Raw genomic sequence first — 13,142 nt, forward strand, 5'->3', positions numbered from 1 at the left:
TCTGGAGGGAGATGTATGGTCCAGGGCGTTTATGTCGCTTCCGTTGCCCCGGGCTCCGGCAAGTCGCTGGTGGCTTTGGGGCTGGCCGATGCCCTGCATCGCAGGACAGGTCGTCTGGGATTCTTCCGGCCGTTCGTCAACCAAGCCGAAGCTCAACAGGACCCGGTCATCTTGATGCTTCGGCGACTCTACGAACTGGGACCGTCACGTTGCCGGAGCGGTATGCCCTTGACTGCAGCAAGGGCCGACGTCGCCGCAGGCCTTCAGGACGAACTGTTGTCGTTGATGCTCAGGGAATACACGGAGATCGCGCACGGGTGCGATGCGGTGGTGGTTGATGGCTCGGACCTCCGCGGAAGCGACTCCGACAAGGAATTGGACCTCAACATTCGGCTGGCGAACAACCTTGGTCTGCCCGTCCTGGCTGTGGTTGGCGCACAGGGGCTCCCGGCGGAACAGACAGTTGGCGCCGCGGAGGCAGGCATCAGGCAGTTCAAGGCGGCGCATTGCCCGGTTCTGGCGTTGGTGGTGAACCGTGTCGATCCCGGCGTGATGGACGAGGTCTACAAAGCCGTCAGGGCTTCTGTAGGGGAGGTCCCTTCCTATGTGATACCGGAAGTGCCCGGGATTTCCACCCCGACTGTGGCCGACGTCGTATCTTCCCTGGGCCTCACCCGTCTATCGGGCAGCACGGAACTGGACCGTGACGTGGGCAAGATCAAGGTGGCGGGGATGAACGTGGACAACTTTCTTCGGACCTTTCGTGCAGGCGACCTGGTCATCGCTGCCGGCGACCGATCCGACGTCATGATGGCTTGCCTGGCCTCTGCTTTGGCGCCCGATCTCCCTACGCCCGCGGGCATTATCCTGGCGGACGGTTTGCTGCCAGGTGCTCAGGTATTGCCCTTGTTGGACCGTGCACCGTTCCCCGTCTTCGTGGACTCGAAGGATACGTATGCCACGGCACAAGAGGTGGCAGGAGTGCGCAGTGAAATCCACACTGGGGAGAACCGCAAGCTGGCGGCGGCTCTGGGGGTTTGGTCCCGCTCCATCGACGAAACCGAAATGCTCGATCGTTTGGCCCTGCCCCATCCTGCGACGATGACGCCGCTCCGCTTCCTCAATGAGCTGATCGAAAAGGCCCGGAAGCAGGAGCGAAGGATTGTCCTCGCCGAGGGCGAAGAACTGCGCGTTCTGCGTGCGGCGGAGATCCTTCGACGCCGGGACGTTTGCAAGGTGACGGTGCTGGGCAACGTAGCTGGGGTCAGGGAGCTCGCTGAAGCCCATGGCATCGACGTAAGTGGCCTCCAGATCCTTGATCCGGCCAGCTCACCCCTCAGGGAGCGCTTTGCTGCCGAGTATTGCCGCTTGAGGGCGCACAAAGGAATGATCATGGAGCGTGCCCGGGAAATCATGCTTGATGGGGCATACTTCGGCACCATGATGGTCCAACTCGGTGAAGCGGACGGCATGGTTTCCGGCGCCGCCCACACTACCGCCAATACCATTCGGCCGGCCTTGGAGTTCGTGAAAGGCCGGAAGGGGGAGGGCTTGGTGTCCTCTGTCTTCTTCATGTTGTTTCCGGACCGGGTGTTTGTTTATGGAGACTGCGCCGTGGTTCCTGAACCGAATGCCAATCAACTCGCGGAAATCGCCATCGCCTCGGCTGACACTGCTTCCCGTTTCGGTGTGGAGCCGAGGGTGGCCATGCTTTCCTACTCGACAGGAGGCTCTGGATCAGGAACTGCCGTAGACAAGGTGCGCCGGGCCACGGAACTGGTCAGGGCGGCGCGTCCTGGGCTTCCGGTGGACGGGCCTATCCAGTACGACGCGGCGGTGGATGCAACCATCGCGAGCTCCAAGTTGCCGTCGTCCGCAGTGGCAGGAAAGGCCACTGTTTTCATCTTTCCCGACCTCAACACCGGCAACAACACCTATAAGGCGGTGGAGCAGTCCTCCGGTGCTGTCGCCGTCGGGCCTATCCTTCAAGGACTTCGTAAGCCCATCAACGATCTGTCCAGGGGCTCAACCGTGGAGGACATCATCAACACGGTTGCCATCACTGCCGTCCAGGCACAGGAGCCAAGCTAGGCTTCTTCCTCCGTAGCCACCACAAGAACCGGGCAGTGGGCATGGGCTGCGCAGGCCTTGCTGACCGAGCCAATGGGCTGGTTAAGGAAGCCCCCCGCGCCGTGCCTGCCTACAATGAGCAGTTGGGATCCGCGGCTTTCCTCGACCAATACCTTCGCAGGTTCGCCAAATTTCACGGTGACGGTCAGGCCCTCGGGGCGGGATTCGCCGAAAGCACGCTCAAGTGCCTCATCCACCAGTCGCCTGGCCGTGTCCTCAAGCTGTGACGTGAAGCGGGTCAGCTCATGTTCGAAGCGGGATGCCATGTAGAAATCCGACATTCCGATGCACGTGATGACGTCGATCGGCCCACCCAGTGTGGATGCCATCCGGCCTGCCATTTCGAGGGTCTTCGAGGAGTATTCGGAGCCATCGACGCCGACGACGATTCGATTCGGCCGTGATTGTGAGTTCATGGGACCAGCTTGACGCTGGGCATGATGCAACGATAGGGCCGAAGGACATGTTTTTCAGGCAGGCGAAGAGGTTTCGCTGTGCCTGTGACGCAGCCGTTTGTAGAGCCAATCGACGCTGAGAACGCCAGGAATAGCAAGGACAGCTACAGTCCAGCCCGCTGCGGTAGGCGGCGCTTGTCCAAGGATTCCGGCAAGAGGTGGAACGAACAGGAACACGGCCAGCGCCGCCAATTCAGCGGATACCGCCCACAGCAGGAGGCGGTTGGTAAACCAACCCTGCTTCCACGGGGGCGCCGTTGCGCTCCTGCAGGCGAAAGCGGTAGCCAGTTGGCCCAGCACGACGGCGGCAAACGCAGCCCCGGACGCTGACATCAGTACACCGGGATCCCATGATTGACCCCGAACCCAGCCGCTGCCGAACAGGACCGTTGAAAACGCCGCCATTGCGATCAAGGCTTCCGTGGGCCCCATCACGGCAAACACCCGCAGCATGAGGTGACGGTCCAGGAGGTGCCGTTTTTCGGGGGGCCTCTTCAATACCCGCTTTCCCGGAGCCTCGGCCCCGAGAGCCAAGGCAGGCAGCAGATCTGTTCCAATGTCCAGCGCCAAAATCTGAAGGACACCAAGCGCAAGGGGAAACTGGCCGCCTGACAGGGCCCAGATAACGAAAGGTGCCAATTCCGCTACGTTGTCGGTGAGGTGGTAAGTGAGGAAGCGGTGAATGTTCGAGTACGTTGCCCGCCCTTGCTCGATTGCGGCCACGATCGTGGCGAAATGATCGTCCAGGAGAACCAGGTCCGAAGCTTCGCGGGCAACATCCGTGCCGCTGAGGCCCATGGCTACTCCGATATCGGCCTGGCGAAGCGCGGGACCGTCGTTGACGCCGTCTCCCGTCATCGCTACCACATGGCCCCGTGCCTGCAGCGCCTTCGCCACTCGGAGCTTTTGCTCCGGGGAGACTCTGCTGACCACCACTCCATCGCGGTCCAGGAGGGCACCTAGGATTTGCTCATCTCCGGGGAGGTCCGCGCCTTGGACAACGAGGTTGTCGGGACCCATCAGGCCAATCTCCCTGGCGATTGCCCCGGCCGTTGATGGGTGGTCGCCAGTGATCATTGCTATCCGGATTCCGGCCCCTCTTGCTGCCTTGATCACGTCACCCACGTCCGGCCTTGGCGGATCATGAAGTCCGATGAGCCCCAGAGGTGCAAGGTTGCGTTCGGCGTCCTCTGCCGATCGGTCCAGCCAGTCCGAAGCCGTTCCTGGCAATTCCCTGCTTGCCACTGCTATCACACGCAACCCGCGGGAAGCCATCGCCTCTACGGCACCAGCCAAAACGCTTGAGGTGTCCGTGCACAGTGGCAAAACGGATTCCGGTGCCCCCTTGACGTACAGTGTGGTCCCGGCAATCACGGACTCCCGGCGCCTGTCGGCGTCAAAGGCAAAGCGTCGGATGATTTTGACCGTTTCAGGCTCACGTCCCAACAGCCGACGCGCAAGGGAATCAATCGCCGCTTCCATGGGGTCGCCGCTGGCCGTCCAGCCGCCTTCGTGGTGCACCGCCCGTCCCTGCGACGCTACCCGTGCGCCCAAGGCGGCCAGCAAAGCCATGCTTCGTGCCTGCCCTTCGATCCGTGCTTCAGGCCCGTAGCCCTCGCCCACGATCTTCACCGGACCGTCGGCAGTGAAGACCTCGACGGCGTTCATCCGGTTTTGCGTCAAGGTTCCCGTTTTGTCCGTGCAGATAAAGGTTGTGGAACCAAGTGTTTCCACTGCCTCCAGGTTGCGGACCAGAGCTTGTCGTTCAGCCATGCGCTGAGCTCCCATAGCCAGTGACAAAGTGACGGTGGGCAACAGACCCTCCGGAATCAGCGCAACGGCCACACCGATGGCAAACAGAAACGAGTCGCGCCAGACGATTCCAACCAAGAGGGAAACGACGAAGAAGACGCCTGCCACGCTCAAGGCGACGAATGCTACGAGCCGGACGATCCTTCGGAGTTCCATGGTCAAGGGAGTGGGTGGCGGTTTGGTGCCGCTCGTGAGGGCGGCAATCGCGGCCAGCTTGGTGTTGCTGCCTGTGGCGGTGACAATGCCTTCTGCTTCGCCGTTGACAAGGAACGTTCCGCCCCAGGCCGGGTCATTGGTTCCTTTCGGCACTGCTGCGCTCTCACCCGTCAGCATGGATTCATCTGCCGTGCAGTTTGATGCCGAGACAAAAACGATGTCGGCGGGAAGCCTGTCCCCGGCTGCCATACTGACGAGGTCTCCGGGGACCAGCTCACTGGCATGGACGCTTTGGATCCTGCCATCACGCCGCACATTTACTTCGGCCGGGAGGAGGCCCTGCAGCCGTTCGGCTGCGTGCTGGGCACGTTCTTGCTGGATGTGGGCGAAGACCCCGTTGACGATGACAACAACGATGATTGCCACGCACAGCTGCGGCATGCCACCGACGTATGCCAATACCGCTGCGACCCACAACATCAACGCGAAGAAGTGTGTCAACTCGCCCAGCAGCTTTCGCCACTGAGGCACCCTCTTGGCTTGCGGCAATATGTTGGGTCCCGCTTCTGCCAACAACTGCGCAGCCATGCGGGAACTCAGGCCGTCGGTTCCGGTGACCGCAGGCGGCGGTGCGGGGGGTTTGTTCCCTAGGGCCATTATTTCTCCAAAAACGGGACGCCTGTTCGATGTAAGGCTCCACGTGTGACCGGGGCACGTCTAGGGCCAAAGGGCACGGTTGGGAAAGGACCTTCTGCCCTACACGGGCCTCGCCCTAAGCGTTAGGCTCGGCGCCATGGAGAACACATCACGGGACCAAACCACATCACCGGACCAGGAAACCAAAGAACTTAGTGTCCACGACTGTTGGAAGTATCTGCAGTCCACATCCACGTGCAGGGTGGCACTCATCAACGGAGACGTTCCGGAAATCTTCCCGGTCAACTACATCCCCAATTTTGGAACCCTGCTGTTCAGGACAGGGCAGGGAACCAAACACAAGGCCCTCCGCGAAGGGGCAGTGATAGCAATGGAAGCCGACGGGTTCAACCGCTACGGGACCATCGCCTGGAGCGTCATCATCAAAGGACGTCCCGAGTTCGTGACCCATCCCGAAGAAATCCAGGAAGCGGTGGATGCAGGTTTGTCCCCGTGGCAACCCGGACCCAAGGACATTCTGGTGCGGGTGACGCCAACGCATATCAGCGGCCGGCGGTTTGTCATCACGCCACCCTCGAAGTGGTGGCCGCCCTTGGACCCTGCCGCGTCTGACGACGACGTGGCAGCGGAAGGGGACGACGCCGGAAACCAGTAGGTGGCATGGCCCGGCTTGTCCTGTGGCCGGTTTGTTTTGCGGCCCGGTCTCAGGAGGGCCGCGTCAGGATGGTGGGGCACTGGACATTCAGGAGCACGTGCTGCGCCACGGAGCCTAGCAGCACCCGAAGGCCGCCCCGCCCCCGACAACCCATGACCAGCAGCCGGGCATCCCTGGCAGCAGCCACCAGCGCCTCTCCGGGGCCGCGGCTGGTGTCCAGCCTTTCCCGCACGGATACTCCGGGGTGGCGTTCTTTCACGTTACGGACGGCGTCAGCCAGAACATCGCTATCGCCGGAAACGCTGGAAGGGCGGGGATCCGGACCCGAAGCATGAACGATGACCAGGTCTTCATCCATGCGCTGTGCCTCACTCGCTGCAAGGTCCAAGGCAACTAGCGAGTCGGAGGATCCGTCGACTCCGACCACCACGCCTTTGCGAACTCCGGATGCCATCTCCGGAACCACAGCAACCGGGCAGTTGCTTGTCACTGCGATCTGGAAACTGACGGAACCGTATCCCTGGCCCTCCGTCCCCGGCCCGCGGTCGGTTCCAGCCACGAGCATGTCCGCTTCCGAGGACAGGCCGGCGAGAGTTTCCGCGGGTTCTCCTGACAGTTGCGTGGATGAGACTTCCAAACCGGGATAGGCCTGCGCAATCCGCCCGGATTCGCTCCCCAGCAGGTCCTCTGCCCGTTCGATGGCTAATTTGCGTTCGCTGCGCGCGGGAAACGCCCAGTCCGGCGGCACCACGTGCACAAGGTTGAGCGCCAAGCCAAAGGCATCAGCATGTGCGGCTGCCCAGTCTGCGACGTTCCGGCCAGCCTTGGAACCATCAAGGGCTGCCACGATCTGCTTCTTCACGTAACGGCGTCCCCTCGCATATCCCAACAGTGATCGTTTCCACTATCTGCGGGAGAGGTTGCCACCGCAAGGGCCGGAAGGCCTTTCCGCCAGCTGCCTGAGTGCGTTAGGGTCCTCGAGAGAGAAGGAATCACCTTTTCATCGACCTCGCCGGGGAGGAAATCGCGTGCATGTTCTCGTGCTGAATCCCGGTTCTTCATCGCTCAAGTACCACGTGCGGGACACCTCGGTACCTGAAGCTGAAGCAAGCGTGCAGGCCTCCGGGCAAGTGAACTGGGCGCCTCAGGCTCGCTCAGACCCATCCCGTCTGGACGAAGTTTTCAACGTGATAAATGCCGGTTTGGCCAAAAGCACCGAAGCGGGCCATATTGAGGCAATCGGCCATCGCGTGGTGCACGGTGGCGACCAGTTCAGAAGGCCGACACGGGTCACAGCGGATGTGGTTGCGGCCGTGGAAAGACTTGGTGCTTTGGCGCCACTGCATAACCCCGCGAGCGCGGCCTGCATGCGGACTGCGGGCATCCGGTGGCCGGACGTTCCCCAAGTTGCCGTATTTGATACTGCTTTCCACGCCTCGATCCCGGAGTACGCGGCACGTTACGCCATCCCCGAAGACGTCTACAAAGCCCAGAGAGTCAAACGCTATGGGTTCCATGGGATCTCAGTGGAGATGGCTTGCCGTGACGCAGCTGGTTTTTTGGGGGTACCAGGTTCCTCGCTCAACGCTGTTGTTGCCCACGTGGGCAACGGGGCCTCGGTTACAGCCGTCAGGGGTGGTATGAGCGTGGATACGTCCATGGGAATGACACCGCTGGAAGGCCTTGTGATGGGCACGCGCTCCGGGGATATCGACCCCTCGATTGTCCTTTTGATGCAGCGAGAGGGGGCAACGCCGGACGAGGTTGATGAGATTCTTAATCACCGCTCGGGCATGCTGGCCTTGGCTGGTACCGCAGACATGCGGGACGTTGGTGCGGCCGTCGAACGCGGCGAGCCCAAGGCAAGCCTGGCCCTCGATATCTACGCCTATCGTCTTGCCAAGTACATTGCTGCCTACTCCATGGTGGTTCGCCGGCCTGATGCCCTGGTCTTCACAGGTGGCGTGGGCGAGAATTCCGTGGCCTTCAGAACGAAGGTCCTTTCATGGCTTTTGCCCTTGGGGCTTGCCATGGATCAGGACAGGAACCTGTCCCCGCGTGAAGGAATCCGCGTGGTGAGTGCAGATGGTTCGTCATTTCCCGTCCTCGTGGTTCCCAGCGATGAGGAACGGGCCATAGCGGAAGCAACTGCTTCGCTGCTCGAGGAAGACACTAAGGATAGAAGGGGACGGAGAAGATGAGTTCTGGTATGGAAAGCAACACCTCTGGTTCCCACCGTGAGTCCGAAGATTTCGAACTCCTCAACCGGTATTGGGCCGCCGCGAATTACCTTACGGTGGCACAGATATACCTGCAGGAGAATCCTCTCCTGCGCGAGCCTTTGCAACCTCAGCACATCAAACCGCGGCTTCTGGGTCATTGGGGGACCAGCCCAGGGTTGTCGTTGATCTATGCCCATCTCAACCGCCTCATCCGTCGCACGGGCGCGGAGGTCCTGTTGGTGACGGGCCCCGGTCACGGGGGACCGGCCATCGTTGCGAATACGTATCTGGAAGGCAGTTATTCGGAGGTTTACCCGGCGGTGGGGCGGGATTTGGAGGGACTCCGACGCCTGGTCCGGCAGTTCTCGACGCCGGGTGGTATAGGCAGCCATGTCGGCCCTGCCACACCTGGTTCCATCCACGAAGGCGGTGAACTGGGGTATTCATTGATGCATGCCACCGGCGCGGCCATGGACAATCCTGATCTCATCGTGGCCTGCGTTGTTGGCGACGGGGAGGCGGAGACAGGGCCGTTGGAAGGCTCGTGGAAGGCGCCTTCTTTTATCAATCCGCTCAGGGATGGGGCCGTCCTTCCGATTCTCCATCTCAACGGGCATAAGATTTCCGGCCCTACTGTGCTTGGCAGGCGGTCGGACTTGGAGGTAGCCGCGCTGCTCGAAGCGCATGGCTGGGATCCAGTGGTCGTGTCCGGCAAGGATCCGGGAATTGTTCATCCGGCGCTGGCGTCCGCCATGGATTCGGCGTACGCCTCCATTCGTGCCATACAGTCACACGCGCGTCACCAAGGCGTCGACCGTCCCTCCCGGTGGCCCGCCATCATCCTGCGCACGCCCAAAGGCTGGACGGGACCACAAGTGGTTGATGGTCTACCAGTCGAGGGAACCAGCCGGTCGCATCAAGTTCCCTTGTCTGGAGTGCGGGAGAAGCCCGAACACCTGGCACAGCTGGAGGCCTGGATGCGGTCCTACCGGCCGGAGGAACTTTTCGACGCCGAGGGGCGGCTGATCGCCGAACTTGCCGGGCTTGCTCCCGACGGCGGTCTTCGCATGGGAGCGTCGGCTGCGGGACGAGGCGTCGGTGGCAAGGGCCTGCTGATTCCGGACCTTGCCCGGTACGCCGTCGAAACCCTGCCCCGGGGGCAAGTAATGCATCAGAGCACCAAACCGCTGGGGGAGATGCTCCGGGACATCTACCTTGATACTGCCGATGACCCGAGGTTTCGCTTGTTCTGTCCGGACGAGACCAACAGCAACAGGCTCAGCGCGGTCTTTGAGGCAACGGATAGGTGCTTGCTGGAGCCGCCCGCGAACCCGGCCGCTGCCGATGATCATGTTTCCGCCAACGGGCGCGTGATGGAAGTCCTCTCGGAGCACCTGTGCCAAGGATGGTTGGAGGGATACGTGCTGACGGGCAGGCACGGGTTGTTCGCAAGCTACGAGGCGTTCGCGATGGTGAGTGCCTCGATGACTATCCAGCACGCCAAATGGCTGCAACATTCCCGCGAGCTGGATTGGCGGCCGCCTGTCCCGAGCTTGAACATCCTGTTGACGTCTACCTGTTGGCGGAACGACCATAACGGCTTCAGCCATCAGGGTCCGGGTCTCATCGACACCGTCTTGTCGCTGTCCGGCAACGTCATTCGGGTTTATCTTCCACCGGACGCCAATACTCTGTTGGTCACCGCCGAACACATGCTCAGCAGCAAGGACTATGTGAACCTTGCCGTCATCGACAAGCAGGAGCACCCCCAGTACCTGACGCTTGACGAAGCCCGGAAGCACGCAGCAGTAGGAGCTTCTACATGGGGTTGGGCAGGAAACGAAAGGCCAGGCATGTCCGATCGTCCGGATATTGTCCTAGCTTGTGCGGGGGACGTTCCAACCCAGGAAACCCTGGCCGCGTCCTGGCTTCTCCAGCGCTATATCCCAGGGCTCGCCGTCAGGGTCGTTAACGTCATGGATGCCATGGTCCTGCCGCCTCCCGGGACGCATCCCCACGGACTTCCGCATGAAAAGTTCGAAGAACTCTTCACGGCTGACGTCGATGTGGTGGTGGCCTGGCATGGATATGCGCGGGCTCTGCATCAATTGCTGCATGGCCGCCCCCGTCCGGAAAGATTCCATGTGCGTGGCTACAACGAGCAAGGGACCACCACAACACCGTTCGACATGGTGGTGTTGAACAAGGTCAGTCGCTATCACCTTGCCATGGAGGCGCTTCACCGGACCCGCGGGCACTTCTCAGGTTCGGAAGAACTTGTGAGGCACTGCCAGGGTCAGCTTGAGGCACACGCCTCCTACATCAGGGAGCACTTTGAAGACTTGCCGGAGGTCAGAGACTGGGTGTGGACGGAGCCAGGTTCCTAGCGGACTTCGATCACGCCCATCATGCCTAGGTCCTCGTGGTCAAGGATATGGCAGTGGTAAACGGAACGGCCCGTGAAGTCAGCGAAAGACACCCGCACCTTCACTCGACCGTTCGCCGGAACGTTCACCACGTCCTGGAGCCGCACTCCCTTCACCATCCGGTCATTCACCTCGGTGACCTGCATGGGCCAGATGTGAAGGTGGAAGGGGTGTTCCATCGGGCTGTCATTGAGCAACGTCCACTCTTCCACTGTGTCCGCGGAGGCTGTGATATCCGTTCTAGTGGGTTCGAAACGCTTGCCGTTCAAGGTGAATCCCATCATTCCCATACCCATTTGGGTCCCGAATGTCAGCTGGCGATGGGCGGCAACCCCGGAGAGCCTTAGATCGAGTGCCTCGCTGGCCGCGGGTACTGCCGTTCCAGACGTTTTCCGCGCGCCCGATACTCGCAGGAGAGCCACAGGCGTAGCAGCCGCTGGAGGCACGCCGGCGGCTCCACCAGGACCGGCCATTCCCCGCACACTGCCCCGATCGTAAGGGGCGGCCAGCAGGACTGATTCGCCAGTTACCGTCTCAACCAGTATGTCTGCCCGGTTGCCGGGAGCCAGAAACAGTTCGTCTGTATCAACGGGCAGCGGGAGACGTCCTGAGTCGGTCCCAATCAGGCGGACGTACTGGCCGTCAAGCCTAAGGCGAAGGTACCGGGAAGCGCACGCATTAATGACTCGCCACCGTTCGGTATCCCCTGGGGGTGCCGTCAGTTGGGGATTGAGCTGGCCGTTGACGAGAAGCAGTTCGCCTTCCCGGCCCAACATCCGTTCCATCGGGGACGCCGGATGGATATCGCCAAGAGGATCCAGGGTCGTGTCGGAAACCAGCAGGATACGTTCCAGGCCTGCGTTCGTGGCCTCAGGGTCCTCTACGATGATTGCGCCGTAGAGGCCGGCAAAGACCTGGTCAGCCACACCGCCATGATGATGGGGGTGGTACCAGTAGACGCCCGGCGGATGATCCCTCGGGAGACGGTATTCATAATCGAAGGCGGTGCCCGGATCAACTCTGATGAAAGGATTGTCACCGTTGCCTTGGGGCGAAACATGCAGCCCATGCATGTGCAGGTTGGTCGGTTCACTCAAGTTGTTGATGAGACGGATTTTCAGAACGTCTCCTGGCCGGATACGAAGTGTAGGTCCAGGTATTTCTTTGTTGTATGCAAGGGCTGATGCCTGGCGTCCAGCTAATAGCAGGGTGGTACCACCGGCCTCAAGCTGGACGTTCAGCGAGCCATCCGAACTCCGAAGAACAGACGGATATTGCAAGTCCGCCCCCGCAGTGGGAACGGAGCGTTGTGATGCCAGCGTCAGGGCAAGGCCGGTTCCGCCGGTCACCGTACCCGCCAAACCCAAGCCGCCCAGCAGCAGCGCCGAGCGCCGGCTGAGCGGCCGCATCACAGGTCCTCGCCGAGGACCTTGACCCGGTCGCGGTACTCTTCCGCGGTCAGTTCTCCCCTCGCCAGACGCTCATCCAGGATCCGGCGGGCCGTACTTCTTCCTTGGGGTGTTCCGTTCGTGAAGTGGCGTGGTCCTGGTCCATTCAAGCCGCCAAACATCCTCACCACCAGAAGCACGAGTATTGCCAGGCCGATGAGCATGAGCAGCCCCCACAGCCACATCCAGCCGTTGCCCATCCCATATCCCCACACCATGACAAGCACCCCTTCCCACAGGGAATCGTTAATTCGAACTAGCTGACGCCGCGGTCGGCGCGCATATTGGGCCTTAGGTGGCGGACCAACCGTTGTCGGAGGGGAGCACGCACCCATTGATGTTTGAACCGTCCCGGCTCAGCAGGAATGAGATCGATGCGGCGAGTTCATCGGCCTCGGCAATTGGTGGCACATTGGCTTGCATTAAGGGCCCAAGAACTTCCACCGCAAGTTGGGACTTGAACTCGGCGTGGATGTTGGTCCGCGTGCCGCCAGGGCAGACAGCATTCACACGGATACCCCTGCGCCCGTACATTACCGCCGAACTGCGGGTAAGTCCGATGACTGCATGCTTCGATACGGTGTACGCCGCACCCGCCGCCGAGCCACGAAGCCCTGCCTCTGACGAGACATTTACTATTGATCCGGATCCGGCATCAAGCATGAGGGGGACTACCGCGCGCATAAGCCGCATCATCGATGTAAGGTTGACGTCCAGCACCCGGTTCCACGTCTCATCGTCCAGCTCATGAACCGGCTGGAAACTGTCCATGATGCCGGCAACGTTCGCCAATGCGTCCACCCGTCCATTCGCAGCGGCGACAACGCGACGCACGGCATCTTCCGTGCTGATGTCACCAGCCACCGGCACAAGGCTAAGCTCCGGATGCTCGGCAACAAACCGGTCCAGACCGTCCAGGCTGAGGTCACTGGCAATGACACGGCCGCCCTCGCGCGCGACGCGCAACGCCGTTGCCCGGCCAATGCCGGACGCAGCGCCGGTGACAATCACCGTCTGGCCGTCGAAGCGGGCGGGTGTGACAACTTCCTGCCATTCGGGCATCGGGTTCTCCTTTTCTTCAGTCCGGGGAGGGACGCACAATCTCTTCATCAACAGCGTGCGGCGGCCTCGCAACGCTCAACAAGTGCTGAAAGTCCCTACGCTGCCTCCCAGGCCCTACG

At 61.4% G+C, this 13,142-nt stretch carries 10 protein-coding genes; 4 read left to right on the plus strand and 6 right to left on the minus strand.

All coding sequences use genetic code 11. The annotated features are described in order from the left end of the window. Positions 1 to 15: 15 nt before the first annotated feature. Positions 16 to 2,091 carry a phosphate acetyltransferase gene (pta, locus tag KSW38_RS05805; RefSeq protein ID WP_216923635.1) on the plus strand — a complete coding sequence of 692 codons (2,076 nt, stop codon included), beginning with the start codon at positions 16 to 18 and terminating at the stop codon, positions 2,089 to 2,091. Here pta and KSW38_RS05810 read toward each other — a convergent pair. After that, entirely contained in the window at positions 2,088 to 2,546 is a 459-nt protein-coding gene (locus tag KSW38_RS05810; RefSeq protein WP_216923636.1) for a universal stress protein, read from the minus strand. The genes pta and KSW38_RS05810 overlap by 4 nt on opposite strands. Positions 2,547 to 2,600: 54 nt before the next feature. Further along, on the minus strand, positions 2,601 to 5,210 hold the full coding sequence (locus tag KSW38_RS05815; RefSeq protein WP_216923637.1) for a cation-translocating P-type ATPase: 2,610 nt from the start codon (positions 5,208 to 5,210) through the stop codon (positions 2,601 to 2,603). Positions 5,211 to 5,346: 136 nt separating this feature from the next. Between KSW38_RS05815 and KSW38_RS05820 the strand changes: the two genes are divergently transcribed. Then, positions 5,347 to 5,865 carry a pyridoxamine 5'-phosphate oxidase family protein gene (locus tag KSW38_RS05820; protein ID WP_216923638.1) on the plus strand — a complete coding sequence of 173 codons (519 nt, stop codon included), beginning with the start codon at positions 5,347 to 5,349 and terminating at the stop codon, positions 5,863 to 5,865. A gap of 49 nt (positions 5,866 to 5,914) precedes the next feature. Here the strand turns inward: KSW38_RS05820 and KSW38_RS05825 are convergent, their stop codons facing one another. Then, on the minus strand, positions 5,915 to 6,727 hold the full coding sequence (locus KSW38_RS05825) for a universal stress protein (protein WP_216923639.1): 813 nt from the start codon (positions 6,725 to 6,727) through the stop codon (positions 5,915 to 5,917). A gap of 166 nt (positions 6,728 to 6,893) precedes the next feature. Between KSW38_RS05825 and KSW38_RS05830 the strand changes: the two genes are divergently transcribed. Both KSW38_RS05830 and KSW38_RS05835 read left to right on the plus strand, forming a co-directional pair. After that, positions 6,894 to 8,066: an acetate/propionate family kinase gene (locus KSW38_RS05830; RefSeq protein WP_216923640.1), complete on the plus strand. Its 1,173-nt coding sequence runs from the start codon at positions 6,894 to 6,896 to the stop codon at positions 8,064 to 8,066. A gap of 8 nt (positions 8,067 to 8,074) precedes the next feature. After that, a complete protein-coding gene (locus KSW38_RS05835; protein ID WP_254186101.1) occupies positions 8,075 to 10,474 on the plus strand; it encodes a phosphoketolase family protein in 2,400 nt (799 codons plus the stop codon). Here the strand turns inward: KSW38_RS05835 and KSW38_RS05840 are convergent. The 3 genes from KSW38_RS05840 to KSW38_RS05850 form a co-directional block, all read right to left on the minus strand. Next, positions 10,471 to 11,922 carry a multicopper oxidase family protein gene (locus KSW38_RS05840; protein WP_216923642.1) on the minus strand — a complete coding sequence of 484 codons (1,452 nt, stop codon included), beginning with the start codon at positions 11,920 to 11,922 and terminating at the stop codon, positions 10,471 to 10,473. The genes KSW38_RS05835 and KSW38_RS05840 overlap by 4 nt on opposite strands. After that, a complete protein-coding gene (locus tag KSW38_RS05845) occupies positions 11,922 to 12,179 on the minus strand; it encodes an SHOCT domain-containing protein (protein WP_216923643.1) in 258 nt (85 codons plus the stop codon). The genes KSW38_RS05840 and KSW38_RS05845 overlap by 1 nt, the downstream gene beginning before the upstream one ends. Positions 12,180 to 12,252: 73 nt before the next feature. Next, on the minus strand, positions 12,253 to 13,023 hold the full coding sequence (locus KSW38_RS05850; protein ID WP_216923644.1) for an SDR family NAD(P)-dependent oxidoreductase: 771 nt from the start codon (positions 13,021 to 13,023) through the stop codon (positions 12,253 to 12,255). Positions 13,024 to 13,142 lie beyond the last annotated feature (119 nt).

This window comes from Paenarthrobacter aromaticivorans (genome assembly GCF_019038615.1).
GTDB lineage: Bacteria > Actinomycetota > Actinomycetes > Actinomycetales > Micrococcaceae > Arthrobacter > Arthrobacter aromaticivorans.